Origin of the sequence: Syntrophotalea carbinolica DSM 2380 (assembly GCF_000012885.1) — a bacterium.
In the GTDB taxonomy this organism is placed as follows: Bacteria; Desulfobacterota; Desulfuromonadia; order Desulfuromonadales; family Syntrophotaleaceae; genus Syntrophotalea; species Syntrophotalea carbinolica.
The window spans coordinates 997,171-1,022,112 of sequence record NC_007498.2; the positions used below are offsets into that span (position 1 = coordinate 997,171).

The 24,942-nt window shown below is 58.2% G+C and carries 23 protein-coding genes; 6 read left to right on the plus strand and 17 right to left on the minus strand.

Annotation, left to right across the window (positions count from 1 at the left end):
* Positions 1-114 precede the first annotated feature (114 nt).
* From PCAR_RS05035 to PCAR_RS05095, 13 genes are all read right to left on the minus strand, one after another.
* Entirely contained in the window at positions 115-2,349 is a 2,235-nt protein-coding gene (locus PCAR_RS05035; protein WP_011340559.1) for a tetratricopeptide repeat protein, read from the minus strand.
* A 12-nt stretch (positions 2,350-2,361) separates the two neighbouring features.
* Positions 2,362-3,141, minus strand: a complete 780-nt coding sequence (locus PCAR_RS17690; protein ID WP_011340560.1) for an energy transducer TonB — start codon at positions 3,139-3,141, stop codon at positions 2,362-2,364.
* Between the two features lie 2 nt (positions 3,142-3,143).
* Entirely contained in the window at positions 3,144-3,575 is a 432-nt protein-coding gene (locus tag PCAR_RS05045; protein WP_011340561.1) for an ExbD/TolR family protein, read from the minus strand.
* Entirely contained in the window at positions 3,563-4,198 is a 636-nt protein-coding gene (locus PCAR_RS05050) for a MotA/TolQ/ExbB proton channel family protein (RefSeq protein WP_011340562.1), read from the minus strand. The genes PCAR_RS05045 and PCAR_RS05050 overlap by 13 nt, the downstream gene beginning before the upstream one ends.
* A 70-nt stretch (positions 4,199-4,268) precedes the next feature.
* The gene (locus tag PCAR_RS05055) at positions 4,269-5,681 is read right to left on the minus strand and encodes a DUF3450 family protein (protein WP_011340563.1); all 1,413 of its coding nucleotides are present in this window, start codon (positions 5,679-5,681) and stop codon (positions 4,269-4,271) included.
* Positions 5,671-6,489 (minus strand): DUF3450 domain-containing protein, encoded by an 819-nt coding sequence (locus tag PCAR_RS05060; RefSeq protein ID WP_011340564.1) that lies wholly within the window; start codon positions 6,487-6,489, stop codon positions 5,671-5,673. The genes PCAR_RS05055 and PCAR_RS05060 overlap by 11 nt, the downstream gene beginning before the upstream one ends.
* A gap of 18 nt (positions 6,490-6,507) precedes the next feature.
* Positions 6,508-7,017, minus strand: a complete 510-nt coding sequence (locus tag PCAR_RS05065) for a cbb3-type cytochrome c oxidase subunit I (protein WP_011340565.1) — start codon at positions 7,015-7,017, stop codon at positions 6,508-6,510.
* A gap of 33 nt (positions 7,018-7,050) precedes the next feature.
* Positions 7,051-7,935 (minus strand): SAM-dependent methyltransferase, encoded by an 885-nt coding sequence (locus PCAR_RS05070; protein ID WP_011340566.1) that lies wholly within the window; start codon positions 7,933-7,935, stop codon positions 7,051-7,053.
* Positions 7,936-8,021: 86 nt separating this feature from the next.
* Entirely contained in the window at positions 8,022-9,923 is a 1,902-nt protein-coding gene (locus PCAR_RS05075) for a TonB-dependent receptor plug domain-containing protein (RefSeq protein ID WP_011340567.1), read from the minus strand.
* Between the two features lie 1,151 nt (positions 9,924-11,074).
* Positions 11,075-11,257 carry a hypothetical protein gene (locus PCAR_RS05080; RefSeq protein ID WP_011340569.1) on the minus strand — a complete coding sequence of 61 codons (183 nt, stop codon included), beginning with the start codon at positions 11,255-11,257 and terminating at the stop codon, positions 11,075-11,077.
* A 353-nt stretch (positions 11,258-11,610) separates the two neighbouring features.
* Entirely contained in the window at positions 11,611-12,270 is a 660-nt protein-coding gene (locus PCAR_RS05085) for an ATP-binding cassette domain-containing protein (RefSeq protein ID WP_011340570.1), read from the minus strand.
* A complete protein-coding gene (locus PCAR_RS05090; RefSeq protein WP_011340571.1) occupies positions 12,263-13,000 on the minus strand; it encodes an ABC transporter permease in 738 nt (245 codons plus the stop codon). The genes PCAR_RS05085 and PCAR_RS05090 overlap by 8 nt, the downstream gene beginning before the upstream one ends.
* Positions 13,000-14,004 (minus strand): ABC transporter substrate-binding protein, encoded by a 1,005-nt coding sequence (locus tag PCAR_RS05095; protein ID WP_011340572.1) that lies wholly within the window; start codon positions 14,002-14,004, stop codon positions 13,000-13,002. The genes PCAR_RS05090 and PCAR_RS05095 overlap by 1 nt, the downstream gene beginning before the upstream one ends.
* 77 nt (positions 14,005-14,081) lie before the next feature.
* Here PCAR_RS05095 and PCAR_RS18775 point away from each other — a divergent pair, with 77 nt between their 5' ends.
* Positions 14,082-14,243, plus strand: coding sequence for a hypothetical protein (locus tag PCAR_RS18775; protein WP_158447404.1), 162 nt, complete (start codon positions 14,082-14,084; stop codon positions 14,241-14,243).
* An 81-nt stretch (positions 14,244-14,324) separates the two neighbouring features.
* On the opposite strand, the gene PCAR_RS05100 is transcribed toward PCAR_RS18775, so the two are convergent.
* From PCAR_RS05100 to PCAR_RS05115, 4 genes are all read right to left on the minus strand, one after another.
* Positions 14,325-14,633: a hypothetical protein gene (locus PCAR_RS05100; protein ID WP_011340573.1), complete on the minus strand. Its 309-nt coding sequence runs from the start codon at positions 14,631-14,633 to the stop codon at positions 14,325-14,327.
* A 165-nt stretch (positions 14,634-14,798) separates the two neighbouring features.
* Complete coding sequence (locus tag PCAR_RS05105) at positions 14,799-15,899, minus strand: class I SAM-dependent methyltransferase (protein ID WP_011340574.1); 1,101 nt, start codon at positions 15,897-15,899, stop codon at positions 14,799-14,801.
* A 413-nt stretch (positions 15,900-16,312) separates the two neighbouring features.
* On the minus strand, positions 16,313-16,822 hold the full coding sequence (locus tag PCAR_RS05110) for a flavodoxin (protein ID WP_011340575.1): 510 nt from the start codon (positions 16,820-16,822) through the stop codon (positions 16,313-16,315).
* A gap of 340 nt (positions 16,823-17,162) precedes the next feature.
* Positions 17,163-17,762, minus strand: coding sequence for a class I SAM-dependent methyltransferase (locus PCAR_RS05115; protein WP_011340576.1), 600 nt, complete (start codon positions 17,760-17,762; stop codon positions 17,163-17,165).
* Positions 17,763-18,012: 250 nt separating this feature from the next.
* Here PCAR_RS05115 and PCAR_RS17695 point away from each other — a divergent pair, with 250 nt between their 5' ends.
* The 5 genes from PCAR_RS17695 to PCAR_RS05145 all read left to right on the plus strand — a co-directional run bounded on the left by PCAR_RS17695 (position 18,013) and on the right by PCAR_RS05145 (position 24,786).
* Entirely contained in the window at positions 18,013-18,930 is a 918-nt protein-coding gene (locus tag PCAR_RS17695) for a helix-turn-helix transcriptional regulator (protein ID WP_011340577.1), read from the plus strand.
* A gap of 491 nt (positions 18,931-19,421) precedes the next feature.
* Positions 19,422-20,609, plus strand: a complete 1,188-nt coding sequence (locus PCAR_RS05125; RefSeq protein WP_011340578.1) for a type II secretion system protein — start codon at positions 19,422-19,424, stop codon at positions 20,607-20,609.
* A 268-nt stretch (positions 20,610-20,877) separates the two neighbouring features.
* Complete coding sequence (locus tag PCAR_RS18890) at positions 20,878-21,156, plus strand: hypothetical protein (RefSeq protein ID WP_011340579.1); 279 nt, start codon at positions 20,878-20,880, stop codon at positions 21,154-21,156.
* A gap of 200 nt (positions 21,157-21,356) precedes the next feature.
* The gene (locus tag PCAR_RS05135) at positions 21,357-22,481 is read left to right on the plus strand and encodes a type II secretion system protein (RefSeq protein WP_011340580.1); all 1,125 of its coding nucleotides are present in this window, start codon (positions 21,357-21,359) and stop codon (positions 22,479-22,481) included.
* A gap of 214 nt (positions 22,482-22,695) precedes the next feature.
* Positions 22,696-24,786 (plus strand): prepilin-type N-terminal cleavage/methylation domain-containing protein, encoded by a 2,091-nt coding sequence (locus tag PCAR_RS05145; RefSeq protein ID WP_041531259.1) that lies wholly within the window; start codon positions 22,696-22,698, stop codon positions 24,784-24,786.
* The last annotated feature ends 156 nt before the right edge of the window (positions 24,787-24,942 follow it).

Below are 24,942 nucleotides of genomic sequence, written 5' to 3' on the forward strand. Positions count from 1 at the left end.
GGGTGGGGAAGAATAGCTGTTTATTTGACTTCATGTAGATTAAGTTCGTGCTTTTTTAATTCTTTAGCACAAATGAAGCACAAAGAACATTCTGTTGTACGAACCCCATCCGCCTCAGGGGGGATTCGGTTGTTCGATTGTGCGCAGTTTCTCGATGTAAGCCAGACTCTGATGGGCGGCCCGTGCCAGATCGCCGTTGTTTGTCGTGTGGGCGATGGTTGCGCGGAAACAGTCGGCCGCCTCGTCCCAAGCCTGCATTTTCAATAGCGAATAGCCGCTTTTCAGCAGCAGACCGGGGTTTTCCGACAGGGCGGTCGCATGGCCGTAGGCGTCGCGACTTTCTTTGAAGCGGCGCAGGCGGTAGAGAATATCTCCCACCGTTTCCCAGCGATCGGCGGTCTGCCCGGACGCTACGGCGGACCGGGCCGGAAGCAGGGCCATGGCGTAGCGCTGGCCGCTCAGGTAGATGTTGGTCAGCCGGTCCCAGTCTTTGGCCGCCGGTTGTTTTGATAACGTTTGCCGCAAGGTTTCCGCCGCCCGGACCGGAATGCCGGCCATGGCGTAGTAGGTGCTCAGGTTGCGGGTATGGTCGGCGTTGTCCGGTGCCAGGTGCGCGAGGACCTCTGTGGCGGCGGCCGCCGCGGCATAATCCGATTGCTGCAGGGCCAGCCATACCGCCAGTTGCCAGGCATCGGGGTTTTCCGCATAGAGGTCGAGCAGCTTTCCCAGGGCCTTTTCCGCCTGCGGCCGTCTGTTCAGTTCCACGCAGGTTTTCACCAGGGCCGCCAGCCAGCTGTAGGTGGGGTTTGGTGCCCGGCACAACGCGCTCAGGACGGGCAGGGCCCGCTGCGGTCGTTGCAGGTGCAGCCACAGGGATGCGCCCCTGAAACGGACGTCGGCAGGCACTTCTTCATCGATCAGGGCGGTGCTCTCCAAGGCCGCGCGCGCCTCGCGGGTTTTGCCCTGTTCCACGAGCAGGTCGGTCAGATCGACCAGCCAGCGCTGTCGGACCGGTTTTTTTCCGGCACAGATTTTGAGCAGGGCGAGGCTTCGGTCCGGTTTTTTCTGCTGTCGCCAGAGCATGGCCGCCTGGTGGTAGTGCTCGCCTTTACCGGTGATGCCGGCGGCCCGTTCCATGGTTTTTGCGGCGGCCGGGTAGTCTTTTTTCAGGATCCGGGCCCGCACCAGGGCGATCAGCCATTCGGCCTTGGGATGTGGATGCCGCAGCAGCGGCCGCAGCCAGACCAGGGCGGCATCGGCCTGGTCGAGCTGCAGGCGCAATACCCCGGCACGGTAGGCGTGTCCGGGCTTGCCGCTGATGCGGGCCGCTCGTTCCGTGACTGCGGCGGCCTTGGGTATATCACCAGTGTTGAGCCAGGCCTGCCCCAGGGCGATCAGCCATTCGGCTTTGGGCTCCGGCAGCTCCGAAAGACGCCGCAGATGCTGCAGGGCTTTGTCGGCCCGGTCGGCCTGGAGCCATAAAAGGCCGCCGTTGTAGAGATATTCCGGTTGACCCTTGCGCCGGATAACGGTGTCCATGACGGCGGCGGCCTGGGCCGGTTGGTTCAGGAGTGTGTGGACATGGCACAAGGACAGCAGCCATGGCAGATGCGGTTTTTGCTCCTGGGCCAGGGGGTTGAGCAGCGCCAGAGCCTTGCGGGGGCGGTTCGCTTCCAGCCAGAGCCAGGCGGCCTGGTAGAACAGGTCGGGATCGTTGTTCAGGCGGGCTGCACCTTCCATGACGCGGGCGGTTTCTTCCTTTTTTTTCAGGCTTTTGAGGGTTTCGGACAGGGCCACCAGCCATTCGGCGCGGGGATTCGGGGTTTTTTCCAGCTGGCGAAGAATTGGCAGGGCTTTTTGAGGCTTCCCGGCCGACAGCCAACAGACCGCGCATTGATAACGTGTTTCCGTCGTGTCGTTCAGGGCCGCGGCCCGTTCCAGAGCGGCGTCCGCTTCGGCAAAGCGGTTGTTGGCATGCTGGACGGCTCCCAGCATCTGCCAGGCATCAGGGAAGTTCGGCCTTTTTTCCACAGCCGTCTGCAGGGGCTTGACGGCTGCGTCGTTTTGGCCGGCCCGGTGCAGAAAGTAGCCCAGTTCATAATAGACGTAGGCGCAGAAGGGGCCGGGGTGTTGGTTCATGTGGCGCGACAGGATACTGGCCGCTTTTTGAAAGTTGCCGTTCGCCGCGAGCTGTTCCGCCTCGCTGACAACCTCGCGCAGCGACACCGGCCAGTCTTCCCTGCGTTCTACGGAGGCCCCGTGCTGCCGTGCTTCGACCGTAGTGCCGGTGCCGGAGAGAAGCAGCAGGGCCATGACGACCATGGCAATGAAATATGCGCAACGGGGCATGACCGTGAACTCCTAGGAAGCGTCCTGCAGCTTGAACTCGATGCTTGTTTTGACCCAGGTCGCCACCGGTCGGCCGTTTTTCTGGCCCGGTTTGAAGCGCCAGTGGCGTAAGGTGCTTTTTACCGCTTGTTCGAAGACGCCCTCCGGCTCCGCTTTGAGAATGGTCAGTTCATCCACAGATCCGTTATGGGTAACCAGAAAACGCACCGTCACATAGCCCTCGATGGCCATGCGTCGGGCCTGGTAGGGATAGAGGGGCTGCATGGTGGAGATGCCCTGCGGCCGGCGGTCGACCTCGTCCAGATTGAAGCGGTGTCCCGTGGTGGGCGCGGTGGCGGGCAGGTGCAGCTTGCCCGGATTGATATTCATGGCCAGACGCTGCGGGTCGGGGCGTAGCGCCAACCCCTGCAGGGGCACCGCGACCCGGACCGGAAGGTCGACGGCGGGCAGGGAAGCGAGGGCTGCGGCCGTCATGTCCGGACATGACGTCGCCGGGGCCTGGGTATCGGGCGGAGCGACCTCCGGCAGCTCGACGGGCGGAGCGTTAAGTATCGGTTCCGGCGCCGGCGGGTCGGGTAGTTCCTGCTGCTCGAAAAGACGGTCTTCCGGAGTTTTTTCGGGCACCAGCGGGATATTGCGGTTGGTGCGGGGCAGGTTATGCCGTTGTGCCGGGGAAGTCTGGTCCAGCAGCAGCGGCACGCACGCCAATATCGCGAGGCTGATAATGATTGCCGCGGCGGCCAGGGCCGCTGCGCGCACGGATTCGGTGGTGTTCGGCAGCATGGCGATCATGGTTATTCTCCGGGGCGTCGGGCGGAAACGGCGATATTCTGCGCGCCGGCCATGCGGCATTGATCCAGGACCGCGACCATGCGGCCGGCCGTGCAGGCGCTGTCGGCATCGATAATGATGCCGCCGTCGACGTTTTCCGCCAGAAAGATTTCCACCAGTCCGCGCACCCGCCTCACATCCACCACCTGGTGATCGATGAAGACGCGGCCGTCGCCGGCGATGCCTACCACCATGCCCACCGCCTCTTTCTTCACGGCGGTGACCGCTTCGGGGCGATTTACCTCGATGCCGGATTCCCGTACGAAGCTGGCCGTGACCAGGAAGAAGATCAGCAGGATGAAAATCATGTCGATCAGGGGCATCATGTTGATTTCCGCATCGGCATGGTTCTCCAGGCCGTTGCCTGCCGTTCCGAGACCGCCTAGTCGCTGCATGGTTGCCACTCCTTTTCGAGCCACTGGCAGACGGCCCGATGAAATACCAGTAAGTCCTGATGCAGGCCACGCACTTTCCTGCGCATGATCTGTCCGACGATCAGGCCGGGAATGGCTACCAGCAGACCGGCCTGGGTAGTGAGCAGGGCTTCCCTGATGCCCGATGCCATGGCCTGGGCGTTGCCCATGCCGTACAGGCCGATAACCCGAAAGGTTTCCACCATGCCGCTGACGGTACCCAGCAGGCCCAACAGGGGTGCGGCCGCGGCCAGGATCATGATGGCGGGAATAAAGCGGTACAGATCCCGCAACTGGCGCCGCACGGCCACCTCGAAGAAAATCCGCCGGGGTTCGTTGTCTGTGGGTCTTCCCGGCCCGTCTTGTTGCTTCATGAAATAGGCCAGCGCAAGGGCTTTGGGACAGCAGCCCGATGTCGGTGGTGGCGTTTCGCTGCAAAGGCATGCCATGGCGTCGTCCAGCGGCAGCGACTGCCGCCCGGCTCGCCGGATCCAGTCGGCCTTCAGGGCGATCAGAATCCACATCCAGGCGGATAGAACCCCGATGGGAATCATGACGGGGCCGCCCATGTCCACCAGTTCCAGAATGTTGCGGAAAAGAGCCATGATGATATTCGATCCTTTTGCGACAGGCGGCGCGCCATAGCTTTTGTCTACTTAGGCAAGGGTAAAGCTGTTATGCCGCTGCCTGTTTGTCGTTGTTTTTCCATTTGAGAAGGGCACCCATGAGGGCCAGGCCTTTTTCTTCCATGTCCTGGGACAGCTTGTGTGCCCGGCTACCCAGAAAAGAAGCGATCATCATGACGGGAATGGCGACGGCCAGACCCACCTGGGTGGTGACCATGGCTTCGGAAATGCCGCCGGCCATGAGGCGCGGATCGCTCGTGCCATGGGTGGTGATGACCTGAAAAGTGTTGATCATGCCGGTGACCGTGCCGAGCAGACCCAGCAGCGGCGCCACGGCCGCCGCCACCTTGAGGGCGCTCAGGAAACGCTCCAGACGAGGGGTCTCCCTGAGGATCGCTTCGGACAGGGAGCTTTCGATGATCTCCCGGTTTTCGCCGCGATGTTGCAGCCCGGCGATCAGAACCCGACCGGTAGGTTGGTCGCGGTGCGGAGCGGTGGCCCTGAGGGCCGTCTCCCAGTCGCCTTGGGATACCAGTGCGGTGACGCGGGTCATCAGCTCATCCGTATTATGCCGTACCCGGGCCAGAAACAGCAGTCGCTCGACGGTCAGCGCCAAAGCCACCAGTCCCACCAGAAGAATCGGTATCACCAGCGCCCCGCCGCTGCGCAGTTGATTCATCACGGTGTCCCGGCGGGCGAGCTGGCGAATGGCGGCGCCGCCCGTTATGTCGGTGAAGACCCGGTCGGTCTCGCCGTCGAAGTAGTCGTCCAGATTGCTTTTCACGCCGCCGGGCGGTTCGGCGCCGGCCACCAGCCGTCCGGAAGCGGGGCTCAGCAGCAGATAGCCGGTGCCGGTGTCTGAGCGGTGCAGGGCGGCCAGGTGCCCGAGGCGGATGATGTCGGCTTCGATATCGTTGCCGCCGCGATCCAGCATGTTGCCGGTGTAACGGATCTTTTCGGCTCCGGCTCGCATATCGGTGAAGTAAAGGTCGAAAAGCGTTTTTACATCCGCCATGCCGAATACATGGCCGTTGGCGCTGAAGGCACGCAGTTTCGCCAGACTTTCCGGCTGCTGGGCGCTGTAAGGGCTTTCCTCGACCCTGGCCAGGAAGTTGCCGACAAAGTCGAGCAACACCGTATCCAACTCCTCCTTGCTCGCCAGACGGCTGCCGATATCTTGCTTGAGGGTGTTGCGCTGGCGGGAAAGCTTGTCCAACAATGCCTTCTCGGTGGCCAGTTTTTTGTCTGCGGAGGCAAGTTCGGATTGCAACTGTCGCAGAGTGCGTGTGAGCCGGGCGCGCTCCTGTTGAATATCCCGCAGGGTGAGCTGGCGATCACGGTGCGCGGTTCGCTCCCGGGCCTGGATTTCACCGGCGACCTGATCGAAGGATGGCGTCGCTTGCGTTGCGCCGGCCGAGGTTGTTAACAGCAGTAACGACAGACACAGAATTTTACTTGCCATTGACACGGGATCCTCCTGCGGTAGTTTTTGCCCCGGGTTGGCCCACGGGCAGGCGGCTCAGGGCCAGGATGCGAGTGCCTTCGGCCATTTGCATGGCCTGTCCGATATCCCTGCCGCCTTCGTCCAGGGCCCAGAAACTCCGTAGCTCGCCGTCCCAGGCGTAGGCTTGCCGACCATCCATGGTCAGGGCATACAGGCCGAGGCGTCCGACCTGCAACAGCCGGACCTGGCGGGGCTGGCCGTCAACGGCGATTTCCGCTTCACGAACCGCTACGGTGTGGCCCAGATCCGCTTCCCGCGCCAGCGTCTCCAGTACGGCGCGGGTTTTCGGCAGCAGGCCCGTGTCGTAATCGTTCAGCAATTGCCGGGTATGGGCCAGCTTCCGGCGGCGCTCGGCCTGCTGCCAGGGCAAGTCGGCGGCTACGAAGGTTTGCAGCCGGTCCAGCATCTGGTCCAGCAGCGGCAGCAGTTCCACGTTGATTTTTTCCATTTCGGCCGCACGCAGTTTTAACGCTTCGATTTTTCGGTTCAGGGTGGCGCTGTAGTCCGTGGCCTTGCGCCGCTGCCAGTCGATGTTCTGCAGGCGTGTGTGTGCCCGGTCGATGTTTGCCAGCAACGTCTGTTTTTCCGCCTCCCATGCTTCCACGGCTTGCTGGGTGGCGGCATCGACAGCCACGGCTCGCTCTGCGGTGTGCTTTACCTGCGTGGCTGTTTCCGCCGCCGCCGTCCAGGGTATCAGCCCGACCAGTGCCAGCATGATCCAGGGAACCAGGGTCGGGACAGGGTTCGCACGTTGTCGCATGTCCATGGTCAATCTCCCGTGTTTTCAGTCTCTTGCCAGCAGGGTGCGCATTATGTTGCCGCTGAACAGCAGGGCCGATACGGTGACCAGTACCCCGCCCGCCGCCACCAGGGCCCTGTAGGGGGCCGCCACCGCGCGGAATTCGGGCGACCCGGCATCGAAACCGGAAGCCAGGCCGAACACCCCGATAAGGTGGAAGCCGGCCGTGAGCAGCAACAGGCCGAGGACATGACAGCCCCAGTTACCGTAACCGACCCAGCGCAGATAGCGTTCCCGTCCGCTGATCTGCGGGGCGAGATGGTACAGGATGCCCATGAGCGCCGAACTGACCCAGCCGATCAGGCTCACATGGGTGTGGATCTTGGTCACGAAATAGCCGAAAAAGGCTTTGAGCTTGCCGGGGGGAACATGCAGCAGGGCCTTATACAGGGACTGGAGCTGAAACTTGGTGGGAAACATCACCCCTTCGAGACAGCTGAGCAGCAGGAAACACAGGGCGGTAATGATGAAGTATCTGGCCAGTTTGGACGACATGACAGGGTTCCTCTCGCAATGGGCCCGCGTGGGTTATTTCAAAAAATCGCCGATGTAGACAAGGTGTTCGAAAGGTATGTTCTGCTTCTGTTTCATGACTTGGAGAATGCTTTCCAGTGTGCCCCGGATGACCTGCTCATCCTTGGCGTAACCGGCCCTGGCCACGATGGCCACCGGCGTGTCCGGGGGATAGAACCGGCCGAGTTCCGCCACCAGTTTTTCCATGTCCGAAAACATGGTGAACACCACCATGGAGGCCCGTGTGGCGGCCATGCGCGCGATCGTGTCCGAGCCGCCATAGCCGGGTTTGGTATCGGCGGCATTGGTCAGAATGGCCGAGTGGGCCGCGACGCCGAAGGTGAGACCTCTATGCAGGGCGGCATTGGCCGCGTTCAGGCAGCTGACGCCCGGTATGATGACGGGATCGAGGTCCTGCAGTACCTCCACGGTCCAGATGTAGGGGCCGAAGATGCAGGGATCGCCGCCGTCCAGCAGGCAGACGTTCTTGCCGGCACGGACCGCCGTGGTGACCGTCCGGACAAAGTTCTCCAGCTCCGGTTTGGCCTTGGCGGCAAGGTCTTCTCCCTTGCTTTTGCCGAAGCCGAAATTGCCCTTGAGGGATTGGAGATATCGGTGGATGTGGATGCCCGGTCGCGGATACACGGTTTTGTCCTTTATCAGTTCAGGATAGTTTTCCCGGTTTTTTTTGGAACAGTAGACGATGTCCGCCGATTGGATGGTTCGCATCGCTTTAAGGGTGATGTTGTCCGCATCCCCGCAGCCGACGCTGACCAGATAGAAATGTCCCGTACTATCCGCTATGGCTCGACCGGGAATCACGCATAGCGTCATAAGCAGGAGCAGACCCAACGTACCTTGAACTAACGGTTGGCCAATCTGTCCGATGATTAACTTCATGATGCTTCTCCTCGTCGTATCTGTGGGGTTCGGCTGTCCGGTTCCGTCAGGCGGGATCGGACAGGTGTGAAAAGATATTCAATAACTCAGTAATCGTAGGAAACCCCGCTGTACCAGAACATCGGTTCCCGGGTTGTGCCGGTATTGAAGATATTGTCCACGCCGGCGAAGACTTTCCATTGCCGGGTGATGTTTTTTGCCAGGTAGGTGTTCACCAGGAAGACGTCATCCTCGTCTCCGCCGGAGTAGTAGCGCTCGCCGATATAGTTGAAGCGGATATTCGCAGCCCATCCCGAAAGCGGCTGGCGGTAGCTCAGTTTCAGGGTTCCCTTATAGTCGGGGCGACCCTCCAGATCCTTGCCCGTATCTTTGTCTTCCGTATCCAGGTAGGTTATGTTGCCCGTCAGGGCGAAGCCGTAAGGCAGTTTCAGACGTCCCTCGAATTCGACCCCTTCCATGGTCGCTTCGGCGATGTTCTGGTACTGGTAATAGTCCTTTTTTTTCTTGCCCGAGCCGGTGGACATGTACCAGACCGCATCGATAAGATCGTCGATTTCCGTATAGAACCACATGAAGCGGCCCTGAAAGCGTCCGTACTCGCCTTCGATGCCGACTTCGTAGCTGTCGGAGGTCTCGGCGTCGAGATCAGCGTTGGGTTCGCAGATCTGCTTGCCCTGTTTCATGTAGGTGGGGACGTACAACTCCATAAACCCGGGGGCGCGGAAGCCCCTGCCGTAGGATGCTTTGAGTCTGAGGTTGTCCAGGATGTGGTAGGTGGCGGAGACTCGGGGCGTCCATTCGGAGCCGAACTCGGAATGCTCGTCCCAGCGGCAGCCGACCACCAGGTAGAGGGGATCGAAAACCCGGTATTCGTCCTGACCGTAGAAGCTGAGGTTATGGATATCGTCGTCCAGACCGGCATCATCCTTGCGTCCCTCGACCCGGTATTCGGTGCCCACGGTAATCAGGTGACGATCGTAGAACAGGCCGCTGTATCGTCCCTCGATCTGGTCCAGCCAGCGTTTCGCATCCGATTCGTTGCCGATGGCGCCGCTTACCTCCGGGATGGCTGGATCCGTATCGACTTCGTTTTCCTGTTCGGAATGATTGAACCGCAGCATCAGTCTGGAGAGGGACGTGATTTTGGCGTCGTACTGAAGAAAGCCGTTTAAGCGCTCCTCCTCGACGGTTCGCAACCGGTCCATATTCATAAGATCCCTGAGGCCGGACAGTTCCCGGTCCATGGCTTCGAAACCCGCCAGCAGCTCGTGCCCTTCAGCGAGGCTGAAGGTGAAGCGTCCGCCGACCGATTTGAGCTTGATCGTGTCGCTGTCGTCGGGCGTGACGCCGTCGCGGTCAAAGGCGTTTTGTTTCTGGTAGCCGCCGGCCAGAAAGACGCCGAAACGTTCCGTGGCCTTGCCGACATAAGCCCGGCCCCTGGTTTTTTCCCCTTCGTGATAACCGTTCTGCCCGTATTGCGCGGTGGCGCCCAGGGCCAATCGTCTGGTGGGCCGTCGGGTGATGATGTTGACCACCCCGCCGATGGCGTCGCTGCCGTACAAAGCCGATGCGGGGCCGCGTACCACTTCGATGTGATCGATCAGATCCACGGGGAGTTGATTGATGCTGAGCAGATCCTTGAAGCCGGCCACGACCCGGCGTCCGTCGATCAGCACCAGGGTGTGTTTGTCGCCCGTGCCGCGGATACTCGGTCTTTTCTGTCGTCCCGTCTCCGTCGTTACCAGCAGGCCGGTAGCTTCCTCGATCGCCTCGGACACGGTTTGCGCATTCATTTCAAGGATTTCCTGTGCGCTGATGACCTCGATGGCTCCCGGTGCATCTTTCATGATCTTTTCCGTCATGGTAGCGGTGACCACCATTTTTTCGGTTTCAAAGACCTCCTGGTCGTCATTGACCTGGTCGGCCAAGGTTCGGTTGGCGCACATCATGATGCAAAGCACACTCATCGCAATAAAAACATTCTTCATAGGTGTTGCCTCCACATTTGACATTTGTCCTTCGGGAATAGAAACATCCGGCGATGTTGCTGGTTTCTGAAGGAACAGCGGATTTCAGACGTGACGGTATGCTGTCAATGTACCGATTTTGTTCCTTGCACATGTTTATAGGCCTAAACAGTGCATATTGCCGGCGGTTTGGATGAAAACCCGCCGGAACCAGCAGAACCCGCCGATATCCGGAATATTTTCCGGATTAGCGAGGTTATGTTTGTATGGGGTATTGCGGTTTAAGGTGGGTGACCGGCGTCTTTGGCGAGAACCCCTTCTGTTGGGCACGATAATGTCATTGCGGGTATTAAAATGTCAAAGAAAAAATTAACCTATTTGATTAGCTTGCGATTCAGGCCAAGGGTGCAGATCGTTCCCAGGTCATGCCCTTGTAGATAGCTCATGCCTGCTTATCGTGGTTGGGACCGATAGATGGACAAGGGCCGATGGCTTGGCTCCGAAGTTTTCTGCCTGCGAAACGACTCCACCGCAGACTCCGGCAGTTTGGCTATCAAGGAGATTGCAAAACCTTCAAGATGAGTTCGTGGTGCAATGCTGCAAGCCCACTGGCCAACTATGCGATGCCTAACTTCTGGTTTGAAGAACTGGGACTTTTTGATTTGAGCAAGTTGGGACAGGTTACCAGCCTCAGCATTATTGAGAGAAGAATGGACAGGAACTGTGTACGAGGCCCGCACGCATGGTTTTGTTAGAGGGATGAGTTGAGCCTGAGTTGCTCACCTCACCCTGGTTAATTCCGGTTTTGCGCAATTTTAAGAGTCCTTCCTGTTTCGCGCCGCGAAGGGTGCGTACGAGATCGTACGGGGCCGAATCCAGGTCGGCATGCCCGTCGATCGCAAGAGGTCTCACCCGCTCCCTATTGGTCTTGTGATTTCCCCTCCTTTGTCGGCAGACCGGGGCAGCAGTATATGGGGCGATCAACCGGTGCAAGGGGCGCATTGTTTGGTTTTCTGGCGAGGTAAAAATTGGCAGTCGATATGCCTTGTTTGCTGAGGAGGCAGCAACATGGTCTGCATAATCGACTGCCCAGGAAAATCGTGAATAGGGCGTCCCGTTTCGGTGGGAGTTGCAGGGTGTGGGATATATCCAATGTTCCATATTGATGCTGCTTAGCCGGAGAACTCGATCACGAAGCGATATTCTTTGCCGCAACGCAGGATGATTTCTTTCTGACCGCGGCGCAGCAAACGCATGTCGACCTGCATCTGGCCATAACCGTTGTGACGCAGCAGTTCGTCGAATATGTTGCTTAATCTGTTTTTTATTTCGTTGCTGCTGCTGATACGGGTCATGAGTTCGCTTCTGTTTTTCAGGGAGGTGTGCGCTCAGGTTATTGGTTCAGGTGCTCTTTTTACGTGCCTTGCGCTCCGGTACTTTGTCCTGAAACAATGTCGTTTCCTTGTGGCCCATGGTTTATCGCGTTTTGAGTGTTTTGTCGGTGACTTAAATCACGAAAATGAAAATTGTTTTCATGTGAATCTCTTTTGATCAAGGCAGGCAGCTTGGTCCGCAGCATCATGCGCATGCAGGGGAGAGACTCAGGACCAGTATCCCGAGAGGTTCAAAAGTTATTTTACTGAGTTCAGGAGGGAAAAGTTTGGCTCATTTTTTTGTTTCGGTTCCAAAGGCCTGCAAAATTTAACCACTATGCGGACTCTGCTCCGGTTTGTTCCGCCCGTTCGGGATTGTGCTTTTTCGCAGATAGGAGCTTTGATCCCGTTGCCAAGTGTACCACTCTGGCATCCAGCCGCTGCACCGGTTCCGGTTGATGGCTCACCATAAGTACGGTCAGGCGCCGTTGCCGGTTCTGGCGGATAAGTTCATCCACCACGACCGATTGCCAGTATTCGTCGAGAAACGCGAAGGGTTCGTCCAGAAAAAGCAGTTCCGGAGTGACCGCGAAACTGCAGGCGATGGAGAGTCTGCGTTGCATGCCGCCGCTCATTTCGCTCGGTTTTTTATCCCTCGCGTCCGATAATCCCAGTCTTTCGAGCCAAGTCAGCGCCTGTGCATCGAGCTTTTCGCCGCGAAGGCGGGGCGACAGTACGAATTGCATGTTTTGCAGTGCTGTCAGCCAGGGAATAAGGGGGGCGTCCTGAAAGGCAAAGGCGATGTTTGCGGTGCCGATTTGCAGCTGTCCCCGGTCTGGCGCCAAGAGTCCGGCGGCGATCCGGACGATGGTGGTTTTGCCTGCGCCCGACGGGCCGGTCAGACAGACCATGTCACCTTTGCTCATGGCCAGGCTGAAATCCTCGATGACCGTTTTGCCTTGCAGGGTTTTTGAAATATGTTCCAGTCTAAGCATGTGTGCCCGTCCTTGTTTCGGCCCGGTTGCGCAAGGGGCGGATCAGGCCCAGTTCCACGGCCATGCCGAGGCCGACGAGGACCGTTGCCCAAGCGAACAATTCCGGCATGTTGAGCATGCGATAGCTCCAGTAGATCCTGGCACCGATGCCTTGTGACGAGCCGAGGAATTCCGCCACAGCGGCGATTTTCCAGCAGCTTCCCAGGGCATAGGAAAATCCGCCCAGCAGGGAAGGATAGATGCCGCGTAACAGAATATCGGTCAGGATGCGGCTTCGTTTGACCCGGTAGACGGATGCCAACTCGAACAGGCGATGGTCCACTACCGCGGCACTCTGGGCGACGGTGGCAAACAAGGGGGGAAGCAGGGAGGCCACCACTACCGTGATCGGAACCTTGCTGCCCGTGCCGACCCATACCATCAGGAGGGTGATCCACAAGATGGGGGGAGAAGCTTGCAGCGCCGCGACCAGCGGCCCGGTCAGGGCCATGGCCCGTTTGCTGCGGCCGGCGGCGAGGCCGAGTACCAGTGCGGTCGTTACGCTGATTCCCAGGGCCAGCACACCCCGAAAGATAGTGATGGCGATATTCGCCCAGAAGTTGAGAGTGGTGGTTAATTCCGCCAGACAAGCCAGGGTTTGGGTTGGTGTCGGTACCAGGTTGGCACCGAAAAACAGGGTTCCGGCGTACCAGATTCCCAGCAGAATGCAGAACGAAAACAGGTAAGCCATCAGGGTTTCCAGAGCAGATCGACCGGCAGTTCGTCGGTCGCCGGGGTGGTAGCGGATTTTTCTGGGTTCAGGGTGGTCAGGTAGGCCTGTATTTCCTCCGGGATTTGGTTCGCCGGCCTGGTCAGTATCAGGTCTCGCGACAGGGACTGTTTGATCGTATCGCGGGAGACGAATTGCCCGAAGACTTTCGGTCGGGCATCTATGCCTTCTTCGGGGTTGCTTTCCAGGCGTTGTGAGGCGCTTATCATTTCTTCCACCAGTTTTTCAACGACCCCGGGGAGTCTTTCGGCGGTGTGGCGATTGACCGCCACACCCGCCAGGGGCAGGCGGGCCGGAGATCCGGTGCGCTGGCCGTACAGTTCCTCGACGCTGGTCACGATCCGCAGCCCGTCTACCTTGGTCAGCAGGTTTGTGACCAGAGGTTCGGGTGCCAGGGCCGTTTGAACATTGCCGCGAAGCAGGGCCATGGCCAATTGTTTCGGTTCGAAGGGCTGGTAGCGGATATCGTTTTCAGCGTTGGTGGCCACGGCTTCCAGGATCGGCACGGCGGGGGAGCCGGCCGGGGCGTAGGGCAGCTCCCGGCCGTTTAAATCGGCCAGTTTTTTGACGGCCGGATTCCTGCTCAACAGGTAGAACTTTTTCCATCCGCTCACGGTCAGGATCTGCACCGGAGCCCCCGCTTGGTGGGCCTGATAAAAGCCTTCGACATGGCCCAGCCACAGATCCCCCTTGCCGGCCAGCAGCAATCCCCGCAGATCATCGGTGCTTTTCCAGGTTCGCACTCGCAGGTTACAGTAATGCAGGAGCTTGCCGTTGCGCACCGCGGACCAAAAGGGGAGCTGGGGGGTGGTGGCGAGACCGGTGGTGTAGAAGGTCAGTGTGGGTAGATCCGCACGAGTGCCGAATACCAGCTCGTCGCTGGCGGTTTCGTGCCAGGCAAGATAGCCGCCGGCCGCGGTCAGGACGGCCAAAACAAGCAGAAGCAGTGCGATTGTTTTCTTCATGAATTAAAACGTCATTTTGTATGCCGCGTAGGCGTTCAGGCCGGGTTTGTTGAGATCGACTCCGGCGAAGTGGACAGGTGGTTACGGTAGGCTTTGTCGAACAGGTTGTCAACCCCCACCGTGATATCGTGCAGATACCTCCCGGCGGAAAACCGGTCGCCGCAGCTCAGGTTGACGACCGCCCAGCCGGAAGTGTCGATCTCATCCGCAGATACGTGGTTCTGTTCGACGTCCCATAGCGTTTCCCGGTGTCCGCGAAAACCCGTATCCGGCGCATAGGCGATGCCGATCAGTCCCCGCAGAGGCGGGATGAAGGTGAGTCACAACCCCCTTTTGGATGCTTTCAGCGGATTGACAGCCTTGCCGGCTGCTTCTCTTACAGGGATGGATTTAATGAGGTGCTTGTTGGCGCTGAATACTTCATGAGGCTTCAGTCCCAGGCCCTGCATCTGCTGGTAGAATTCTTCTCTGTTGACTCCGTAGCGGTTGACATCAGCCAACACTTTATCTACCCGATCCCGAGTGGTCAGGTAGAGTCCCTTACTGTCAATGGCGACAAGCCGGGTGATTCCGTTGTCGTCAATTTCCTGGATTATCATGTCGGAGGTAGTACCAAATCGATTGACCATTTTGAATCTCCTTGATCTGACGGGTTGTACGTTTTATGTCTTGAATGGCGAATCACCTGTATCATCGTTACCTGCAAGGATAAAAAAGGAATGGAATTCAAGAGACAGGGGATATTCCTGTCCGCCCGAGACGTTGAGGCGGACAGGAAACATGATGCGTTTGACTTAATAAGGACGTGGGGTGGACGTGGTCGTGTTTCGGCATGAGTACGACGGCGACACGCAGATTGTTTCGGGCGCTTTTTTGCCGATGGTTATTTCGGTTGGACCATGTGCTTCGATGTCCAAATCGTTCAGCATGTGGCGTTGGGTCGATACAAACCCGACTCGGAGCATGGCGTCGGCGATCTGACCTTGGACGAAGGACATGTCCGTACCTTGCAATGCGGTCGACAGCCAGCTGATGACGGTGGTGGCGGGGGCGGTCCTGTCTTTGGCCAGGCCATCGGAAACCACCATGAATACGCCGCCCGGACGGAGCACCTGGTGGATCCTGGCCAGGACTTCGTCCAGGTGGTCGCGGTAAAAATTAAAGGTGTAGCACGCTAATACGAAATCGTAATCTTTGCCGATATCATCGACCAGGTAATCGCCGCTCAGGGTGGTGACGCGGTCCTCCATACCGTATTCCGCGATGACTTCATCGGCCACCTTGCAGACCGCGGGTTGGTCGAACAGGCAGCACTGCAGCGAGGAATGGGCGGCGGTTACGGCAATGCCGATCATGCCGGGTCCCGAACCCAGGTCGAGCATGCGGGAGAAGGAGGGGAATTCCGGAAGCGCTGCCACCTGGGATGCAATCTTCTGCGCTCGCCCGGTACGGCAGGCGTTCAGGGATATGCGAGCGGCCCCCTCCCATAGGTTCTCGTCGGTCAGGTTCTGCAGCCGGTACGGGCCGTTGCGGACCAGGTTCAGCAGCACTCCGTGCTGCAGGGGGCGGTGCCAGGCTTCCATGAACAGCAGGCTTTCGCCCACAAAGGTGTCTTTACCGCGCGTCAGCAGCGCCTCGGTTGTGGGGGTGTTGCAATACCGGTCGTTGTCCTTGACCAGATACCCCTGAGCCGTGAGGGCATTGAGAAAATGCTCTGTATTTTGGAGGTGTAATGAGAACGAGTCAGCGATTTCGTCCGCTGTCTTGGGGGTGGACAGGTCGTCGAAGAGGTTTAAAACGAGGGCGGCTCGCAACAATTCCCACTTTACAGCGTTGTAGGTGAGCTCAAACAGTTCGTTTGCCTGCATCTGCGGATCGGGCAAAGGTTTTTTCATCGCATGTGGGTCCTTTCTGACTTCATTGTCGAGTTTCGATACCTTGGTGGATCTTGTTTCTCCTCATCGGATGATCCGGGGGTGACAATGGATAACCGGTCTCGATCCGAAAGTAAGGATGGAGACCGGTTGCAGAGGTAAAGGAAGTTGTGTCTCCGGTGCGCTTTGAGGCGGAGATGTGCGAATTTCGATCAGAGCGTGTCGCTGCAGGTTTTTCTGGAGCGGACTGCGAGCGCCTGGTGCATGGCAGCGTTCCATTCTTCCGCGGAATAGTGGATCGAAAGGGGAATAAGAAAGCTGCTGTCGAAATTCGTTGCGATGATTTCGGCCAAATTATCTGTTCGCTTGGTTTTTAAGTTGGATATAGACATTGACGTTGTCTCGCTGGGTAAGAGATTGTTTAAAAAACCTAATCATGTGAGCCACTGATCTTCAAGTCGTTGCAACCATGTTTCAACTCGGTTGGTGTTTTTGTCCTCCTGGTTATCTTCGTCCAGTGCCAGTCCGACAAATTGTTTGTTGAGTATGGCGGTCGAACCGTCGAAGCAATAATCATCCATGGGCCACGCACCGATAGGGTTTGCGCCGCAGTCGACCAGTACTTCGTAGAGTGTGCCCATGGCATCCACAAAGGTGGACGGATAGGCTTCCTGATCGCCCAGGCCGAACAAGGCAATTCGCTTTTTCTGCAGATCGACTTCCTGCAGTAGCGCCATTTTTTTCCCCCAGTCATCCTGGACATCGCCGTATCCCCATGTAGAGATACCCATGATCAGGTTGGGATAGCGGGCCAGATCTTCCTTTTCGGCCTGGGAGATGTCGATGAGGTCGGCTCGCTCCTTGCCAAGCAGTTGCTGCATCATTTCTGCGTATTTGGTGGTGTTGCCGGTGGTCGATCCGTAAACTATGCCGATTTGTGTCATGGGTTTTCCTTTCTGATAGGGGGCTGTTTGGGATCTCTCGCAGGTCCGTTGCCGGATGCCAGACAGGATAGGGCTACTCTCTGCGGATTGCAGTGATTTACGTCACGAAAATGAAAACTATTTTCAATTCGAGAAAAATCTGAGTTTTTTTCTTAAGTGCAATGTTTGAGCGGCTCGATACCGACGTTTTTAAAGTCTAGTCATGGCTGGCCGGAAACAGGTGGCGGTGGGGGGGTATGAAAGCCCTGCGTTGCGAAAAGTCCTTGCACGGCATGGAGAATTTGGTGGTTTTTTTTGTCGGAGCCTTTTTGTTTGGGGTGGGATTCACCGTTTTCCCAACTCATGTCGCCATTTTACCTGTGGGTTTTTGCAGCAGGGAGCACATCTGCCGGGTGATCTTGGGACGCTTCACCTCCTCAAAACCGCACTTTTTCGCCATGGCGATCTCGGTTTCAAATTCTTCGTATTGCAGGTGAGCGCCGGGTTCCAACAGCAGGAACAGGCCGCCGGGCGTGAGCAGCGTGAAGATTTCGGCCAGGATTTTTTCCGGAACCGGAGTTTCGTGCAGCGAGTTGCTGGCCAGCGCAAAATCAAGTTTCAGCGGCAGGCCGATGCAGTAGCCGTCACAGCGTATGGGGTGAATGATTTCGGCCAGGCCGGCTTTGCGCGCCCGGGCCATGGTCTTGTCCAGCATCTTCTGTTGCACATCCACTGCCACGACCCGTCCGGTTTTGCCAGTCAAGCGCGCCATGCCCAGGGCAAAATGACCGAAGCCGCATCCCAGGTCCAGCACAGTCATACCTGTGTTTACGTAGGGACCGAGTATTTTTGAGGGCGGATGCATCAGACGGCGCAGGGGATTGTCGAAAAAGTAGGCCATCCACCAGGGGCAGACCTGGTGTTTATTTGTCTTGCCGGTTTTTTTTGAAGGAGTGTTCAATCTCAGCCTCCTTGGGAAAAGGTGTATTTCAAATATGCACCATGGTCCAGTTTTTATGCCAATGAAATAGAGGGTTGTCAAGTGAAAATAAATTTCATTTTCGTGACGACGGTCACAGTAGTCGATTGCAATCTGCATTAGTCTGGCTGGCACAGAGATGGTGCTACGAAATGCACTTAGGCTTATCTGGAAAACGTAAATACTTGTGAATTGAGAGGGGATGGGAACGTCAGGTGGGTGAGGTGTCAAATTGATTAAACAAGTTGAAATTCAAACCTTTTGTGACGATCAAGGCGAAGTCGTTTTTGAAGCCGACTGCGTTGCGGATGAATTTTCCAAGATATCTGGCAACCAAAAGATGTCCCTGATCCTGATCGTCACTCTGGAGGGTTGCCTGCGTGGCAACTGCCAGGCTTGCGGCCGCTCTTTTGAACTGTCCGCCGGACAGGCGTTGATCTTCTTCAATCCCAAGGGCTCACTGCGGCTTGAAAGGGATTGTTCTGGACATGTGAAAAGCGTTTTGCTGCGTGTCGATCCAGCGCTTCTTGGTTGCTGCGGCGGCGGTTCCGAGCCGATGATGCCCGGACTGCTTCCGGGCTGGATGCAGAAGATGGAGGCTTCCCGTTCCCTGCTTCCAATTATCCTCTCTCCACTCATGGGTGTCATCGGCCGCCAGATCCTCGACTGCCCTCTTGCTTCGCCGGTGAGGGATATTTATCTCAATGGCAAGGCCTTGGAAATGCTGGCCTGCTGCCTCACATCTCTGGAAATGGGCCAGCGGTCACGGCACGGTTGCTCCTGCCGCTTGCGGGAAGAAGAGAGGGAAAAAATTCGCCTGGCCCGGGAGATTCTCCTCCGCGATCTGGAAGCCCCCCCGAGGCTCGAGCAACTGGCCGCCCGTGTGGGATTGAACGCCACCAAACTCAAGCGTGGCTTTCGGCATCTGTTCGGGACCAGTGTTTTCGATTGTTTCCGCAACTACCGCCTGGAAACGGCGCGTAGGATTTTGGAACAGGATCAGGTCAGTGTCACCGAAGCCGCCATGACAGTGGGTTATTCCAATGTTGGCCATTTCTGCGCCGCTTTCAAAAAGCAGTTCGGTGTCAGTCCGGGGCACTGGCTGCGAAGTCCTTCCACGGCAATTTCCTCCGAAGCTTTAGGCTTCTGAGCGAAGCAATTGAAGCCCCTGCCAGTCCTGCCATAAATCCTTTCCAAGGTGTTTTTGCCGGAATCCGGTATGTAAGTTCAAGCCATCATGCCTGCCTGGGAGAATCATGCGGGCATGAGGGCATGAATCAGTGAACGGTACCAAGGATTTCTTCAGGCGAAGCCGCAGGGGCTTGGAGAAAACAGCGTTTTTTCAACTGACCCGCTGCGAACTTAAAAAGACCCGCTTCGAGTAGCACTGGGTTTTTACCTTATGTTACGTATGTGCCTAGTCGCGTTAAAGACCATGAATTTTTGCCGGAACGGTTCCAAGAAAGTTGCCTGGTGTCCCGTGCGGTTAAGAGATGAAAATATAAAACATCCGGACAGCACAAGCAGGCCGTGTGCGCGGCCTGGCGGGCCGGGTGTCGGAAAAACCCAATGTGCATGTGGGTGGATATGGTTCCTGGGAGTGGGACGTTCTTCCAAGACATGAAACGAAGGAGGAAATAGATGTCAAAACGAAGGCTGATAACAACGATAGGCGAGAGGATTCCCGGCACACGTTCCGGAAAGATCCGTCGAACACTTGACGGAAGGCAGGGGTTCACCCTGCTGGAGATCCTGGTGGTGTTGACCATCATGGGCTTTCTCATCGCCATGGTGGCGCCGCGACTGGCCAATCTGTCCAACGAGGCCGGGGGCACGGTGTGTGACACCAATAAGGGGCGCATCAGGAGCTATGTCAGCTCATTCTATGAGAAATTCGACCGTTATCCCAACCACGTTACCAATATGGTAATGACCGACGGAACCACTTTGGCTGCCGCCAATGGCGCGGATGCGGGCTATCAGATTCCCTACTGCTCGGACGACGACCCGGACAATGGGCCCGAAGTTTTGGCTAAGGGCCACAACAAGTTGTATAAATTCATGATTCACCGCCTCAACCAGGAAGAGGTCGATGAACTGAAAGCCCTCGGCATTACCGAAGTCTACAATCTCAACGACTACGCCGCCGAGGCCGACGGTCTCAACGGCGCCGCCGCCAACGGCCGCTCGGGGGCAGCTACGGATGGTGACCGGGTCAGCAACTGGGGTAATGTGACGGCCATCACAGACCAGCGGCCTGCCATGGAGCCCTGCCCGTTGGAAGCTGGCGTGGGCGTGGCCATGTGCGGCTGCGGTATTGCTACGGTCGGCGGCACCGAGGTGACCTATGTTCAGGTCGAGCGGGCCTGGGCTGAAGAGGATATTTTCGGCCGCATCGCTTTTGCTCTGGGGCCGGAATCCGAGCTGGTTTCCTCCGGCATCGTATCCAACGCGGCCCACTGCCCCGGTTCCATCCAGGGGGCGGACAATTTTTCCTATGGTGCCTACTATCTGGTTCTGCCTCGCCTGGAAGCCACGGCTGATCGTCTGGAAACCGCCACCGCATACAACGCCCTATGGGGTTCCGGCACTCTCGCCTATGCGTCCCTCTCTGCGGATGATCTGGAGGCGGTTTCCTGGCCCAAGGGAGGGGACACGCCTTCGACAAACTACAACATTACCAACAACGACGATAACTTCAAGGTTCGCAACGGTCTGGGGCTTGGAGAAGCCATGGAGCCCTGGGATTTCGACACCAACCGTCAGCGTTACGACGAGGTCTGGGGTGTTGACGTCATGAACGCCAATCACGTCCTCAATGGCGGCTGATGATTATGTCCTGAAGTGGAATTTCCTCTCAGCAAGCAAGGGGCGCTGTCTCGGCGCCCCTTGCGCTTGTCTGTCGGCTTGACAGATTCCGGTGAGGTTAAGCAGATAACTTTCGACCAGTGACCAGTGACCAGTGACGGCTTTTCAACTGACCCGCTGTGAGCATAAAAAAACCCGCGGCGAGTAGCAGGCGGTCGCGGATCGCGGTACATTCAGCACCTCTTTTGTTTAACGGACCTTAAAAATTCAGGATAGTCAAATACAAGTCATGCTCCAAAAATCGGACCAGCATCGGGAAATCAAGAAAAAGCTGATGGACCTCTATACAGAACTCTTCCTTCACGAGGGCTACGGCTCCCTGCGGGTGCAGATGCGCTTTCTAAAGCGCGGGCAGAAGGAGATCGTTCTGGTCTGCGGCAAGGAATATCGTTACGTGGTCGATTATTCGGTAGAAGCGGCGGCTGCCAAGGGCTCGTCCGGAACCTCGGATGTGGAAGAGCGGGCCGTAGATGTGGCGGGACTCAGTTGCCGCAAAAGCAGTACATAAATTCTTTTGGGAAAGGAGGTGGTGGCGGGCGCGGCCTGCTGTTGCCGGGCATCGAAAAAAGACAGTCGGATATTACAAGCAGGCTGCATGGGCAGCCTGGCGGGCCGGCTGGCTGATATGGGATGGGTCTATGTATCGGATGGACAAGGTTCCTGAGGGTGGGACGATCCTCCACGTCACCAAGTGAGGTGTAACAAGATATGTTGAAAAAGATGCGTAAAAAAATGCAGAACCAGCAAGGTTTCACCCTGCTGGAAATCCTGGTCGTACTGACCATCATGGGTTTCCTTATCGCCATGGTTGCGCCGCGCCTGGCCGGCATCTCCGGCGACGCCGTCGACACCGTGTGCGATACCAACCAGAACCGCATGGTTACCTACATGTCGAGCTTCTTCGAGAAGACCAGCCGCTTCCCCAACAAGCTGACCAACCTGGTGGAAGAAACGGGCGCCAACACCTACCAGATCCCGGCGGTTTCGGACGGTGATCCGGATAACGGCCCGGAAACCCTGGCTGCCGAGTTCAACGAGCGCAACCATTTCGCCATCCATTACCTGAATGACGATGAGGTCGCGGAACTCAAAGGCATGGGAATTGTTGCCCTGCTCAACCTCAATGCTTATGACGCCTACCTTGAAGATGGTTCCGCCATCAAGTCTGATTACGATGAAACTGCCGCCACCGGGCCCAACGATGCGGATCTGGCTGCTTCGGTTACCAAGGCGCCGACCATGGAAAAGGTCACCTTGCCGACCGATACGGCAACCACTCCCTTTGCCGTGGCCATGATCGGAATAGGGGTTGACGATGCTGGCACCTGGCAGGCCAATACCGATACCGAACGCGGTTGGGGCGAGCCTGACGGGTTCGGCCGCATCGTGCTGGGTATGGGCCCCGAGTGCTCTCTGGTCACCTCCGGCATTGTCAGCAACGCTGCTCATTGCCCTGGCGGCATCCAGAACGCCGACAACGCCACCTACAACGACTACAACCTGGTGTTGCCCCGCCTGGCTGCAACCGCGGAGCGCATCGACGGAACGGCTACGCCGTTCAGCACCATCGACGGTGACAATACTACTGACGGTGTGCAGGTGGCTGCCGTAGCCTATGATGACGCACCTGGCGCGGATTATGACTATGTGACGAACGACGACAACCTGCGCTATCGTCAGTTCACCATTAGTGAAGGTCAGGAATCCTGGCAGTATGCCACCCAGTGCCCCGAAGGCCACATGTATCCCGAGGATGACGGCGAATTCTGGGGTGTCGATTTCAACCCGACTGCTGCTGACGGTGGTCCGTCCGCTGGCGCCATTAACGGCTAAGGCATGACGTTTGGCAAAACAACCGGCGGGGAGGGCACCCTCCCCGCCTTTTTCTCCGGCTTGAGCGGGGCGGTGAAAAGTCGTTTCCCCCTTCCGCTGAATCCGGAGAAAGCCGAAGGCCCGGTTGGCCCGCACACCGCGTATTTTTACAGATTGAACACAGAGAACGGTTATAAGGGCGGATTGTTCGATCCCGATAATGGATGTCGGCACCATGAATAAACCAGACAGATACCACAAACAGGCGCAGTCCGGCTTCACCCTGCTGGAAATGCTGCTCGTCCTGTTTATCCTCGGCATGCTCGCGGCTCTGGTGGTGCCGGCCATGGGGCGTCTCGATGATCATGAACGTGAGCGCTTTACCCGTCAGCGTATGGAGCTGATCCGGCGGGCCATTCTCGGTCCGGATGACCGCTTCGACGCCGAGGGCCGGCCGATTGTCGGCGGCTATGTCGGGGATATACGCGCTTGGCCGGACCTGTGGGAGGCGCGGGCCGAAATCAGGCCGAATTTCGTCGGGAGCGGCTGGGAGAACCCCGGCTCCATGACCGCCGGCCTGGGCCAGGGTCCCGACTACACCCTCGACCCCGCCCTGGTTTTTTATCGCCCGTCCGGGCGTTTCGTCAAAAAGAAATGGAAGTGGTACCTGCCTTACCGCAGGCTCTACGACGATACCACCGCCAATGCCGACCATATCGGCGGCCTCGAAACCGAAAACGAGGGCCAACCGCGGGGGTTGTGGACCCGCTATCCCGAGGAGCTGCCCGTCGACATCGGCAGTCACAAGGCGCCAGGGCTGGATCTCGGCGAGGACTGGAAGGGGCCCTACCTGATGCCGCCTGCGGACGACAACGTTGCGGACGGCGGCCATTGGGCCGAATCCGATGATGAATATGGCGCCCTGGAACCGCTGTGGCACAACAGTGGCGCCCATGCCGGCAGTGAGACCTGGGAGGAGGGCAGCTACGGCCCGGCGAGTGAGCTGGGCGAGCATTTCGACGAGAAGGAGTCTTTCCGCCTGCTGCAGAGCAACGGGCGCCTGATCGACGGCTGGGGCCGTGCCTTGCGTTTTTTCATCACCGAGGATCCGGACTGGCCCGGCGGCACCATTTTCTGGATTCTTTCGGAGGGCCCGGACCGGGAGGGAACCTATCCGAGTAAGGGCACCTGCGCGTCCCATGCCTGGAGCGTCGACGCGACGGACGTCATGGCCACGGCCTACGATGAAGACGATGAAAAGAATCTCGACAACATCGTCGTCAAGCTTTACTCCCGCGACTGGGAGGCGCTTTTCGCCGCCGAGCAGGCCCGGAAGAAGGGGGATACCCGATCCACCCTCGAAGCTGTCCGCAAGGCTCTGGTGGGGCAAGCCCCCGACGGCCTCGACAGCGGCTTTACCGGCGACCTGACGCGTTGGCCGCGGCTCTTTCGCTGGGAAGACAACGGTACCCCGGCCGATGCCACTGACGACTATTGGGACGACGAGAACGACGAAGCCACCCCGGTGGCCTACACCAAGGGCCAGCCGCGCGGGCTGTGGGCTTCGAAACCCAACGGCAGCGACAGCGGCGACGACCTGGACGCGTCGCAATGGGGCATCGGCTGGCGGCATGCCTACCTTAAAGCCCCGGTTGGCAGCGACGGCCATCAGTTTCTGCGCGACGCCTGGGGGCGGGAGATACTTTTTTTTCACGACGCGACCAATGGCCTGTGGCTCATCCTGTCACGCGGGCCGGACGGGCTCTTCGATTTCGGTGATACCGACACCCTTCCCGAAGGCTCTCCGGACGGGACCGACGACTATCAGGAACCGGCGTCCTTCACCGAGGCCGTGGACGTGACAAACTACGATCCGACCGCTTCGCCGAACGCCGACAATTGCCATATCGTGGTTGCCGAGAGAGATTGGCTTCCCGGTTTTTTCAGGCTGCCGCAGCTGACCGTTTACGACGCCACGGCGGGTATCACCAAGGCGCGTTTCTTTCGCAGCGACGGGGCGGCGGCCGGCGACGACCTGCTCACGGCGACGACCTTGGTGGATGGCGGTGACAGCGACGGCAACGACGACTGGGTGGCGGGGGATGGAACTCCGGTCAATCCGGCCTTCAATTTTGACGACACCACCACGCAGAAGGCGGCCAGCGGCGCCCGCTACCTGGTGGTCTGGAATGACAACGACGGCGACGACATCCCTGACAGCGGCGAAAACGGTTTTACTATCCTCTATAACGTGACGGCCGTGGCCGGCAGCGGCGAACAGACGGATCTGACGATGGATGCCGACAACTTTGCGGCGCTGCCCTAGTGTCCCGTGCGGGTCGTCGTGTCAGGTAGTTCCGGGTCCTATTGGTTTCTATCAAGGCGTATCGACGCAGCTCTGGCCTGAGTTAGGCCGAGAAGGCGCAACGCAGATAGCGGCCAAAAGGGACACAATTCGAAGACACGATTAACTGCACGGGAT

Excerpts from the sequence above, each read along its gene's own strand:
- PCAR_RS05070 (WP_011340566.1), bottom strand. The coding sequence starts at position 7,935 with ATGAAGTTAATCATCGGACAGATTGGCCAACCGTTAGTTCAAGGTACG.
- PCAR_RS05135 (WP_011340580.1), top strand. The coding sequence starts at position 21,357 with ATGTTGAAAAAGATGCGTAAAAAAATGCAGAACCAGCAAGGTTTCACC.
- PCAR_RS05085 (WP_011340570.1), bottom strand. The coding sequence starts at position 12,270 with ATGCTTAGACTGGAACATATTTCAAAAACCCTGCAAGGCAAAACGGTC.
- PCAR_RS05080 (WP_011340569.1), bottom strand. The coding sequence starts at position 11,257 with ATGACCCGTATCAGCAGCAGCAACGAAATAAAAAACAGATTAAGCAAC.
- PCAR_RS05035 (WP_011340559.1), bottom strand. The coding sequence starts at position 2,349 with ATGCCCCGTTGCGCATATTTCATTGCCATGGTCGTCATGGCCCTGCTG.
- PCAR_RS05105 (WP_011340574.1), bottom strand. The coding sequence starts at position 15,899 with ATGAAAAAACCTTTGCCCGATCCGCAGATGCAGGCAAACGAACTGTTT.
- PCAR_RS05090 (WP_011340571.1), bottom strand. The coding sequence starts at position 13,000 with ATGGCTTACCTGTTTTCGTTCTGCATTCTGCTGGGAATCTGGTACGCC.
- PCAR_RS05060 (WP_011340564.1), bottom strand. The coding sequence starts at position 6,489 with ATGGACATGCGACAACGTGCGAACCCTGTCCCGACCCTGGTTCCCTGG.
- PCAR_RS05075 (WP_011340567.1), bottom strand. The coding sequence starts at position 9,923 with ATGAAGAATGTTTTTATTGCGATGAGTGTGCTTTGCATCATGATGTGC.
- PCAR_RS18890 (WP_011340579.1), top strand. The coding sequence starts at position 20,878 with ATGCTCCAAAAATCGGACCAGCATCGGGAAATCAAGAAAAAGCTGATG.
- PCAR_RS05100 (WP_011340573.1), bottom strand. The coding sequence starts at position 14,633 with ATGGTCAATCGATTTGGTACTACCTCCGACATGATAATCCAGGAAATT.
- PCAR_RS05050 (WP_011340562.1), bottom strand. The coding sequence starts at position 4,198 with ATGGCTCTTTTCCGCAACATTCTGGAACTGGTGGACATGGGCGGCCCC.
- PCAR_RS05055 (WP_011340563.1), bottom strand. The coding sequence starts at position 5,681 with ATGGCAAGTAAAATTCTGTGTCTGTCGTTACTGCTGTTAACAACCTCG.
- PCAR_RS05110 (WP_011340575.1), bottom strand. The coding sequence starts at position 16,822 with ATGACACAAATCGGCATAGTTTACGGATCGACCACCGGCAACACCACC.
- PCAR_RS05125 (WP_011340578.1), top strand. The coding sequence starts at position 19,422 with ATGTCAAAACGAAGGCTGATAACAACGATAGGCGAGAGGATTCCCGGC.
- PCAR_RS05045 (WP_011340561.1), bottom strand. The coding sequence starts at position 3,575 with ATGCAGCGACTAGGCGGTCTCGGAACGGCAGGCAACGGCCTGGAGAAC.
- PCAR_RS17690 (WP_011340560.1), bottom strand. The coding sequence starts at position 3,141 with ATGATCGCCATGCTGCCGAACACCACCGAATCCGTGCGCGCAGCGGCC.
- PCAR_RS05145 (WP_041531259.1), top strand. The coding sequence starts at position 22,696 with ATGAATAAACCAGACAGATACCACAAACAGGCGCAGTCCGGCTTCACC.
- PCAR_RS05065 (WP_011340565.1), bottom strand. The coding sequence starts at position 7,017 with ATGTCGTCCAAACTGGCCAGATACTTCATCATTACCGCCCTGTGTTTC.
- PCAR_RS05095 (WP_011340572.1), bottom strand. The coding sequence starts at position 14,004 with ATGAAGAAAACAATCGCACTGCTTCTGCTTGTTTTGGCCGTCCTGACC.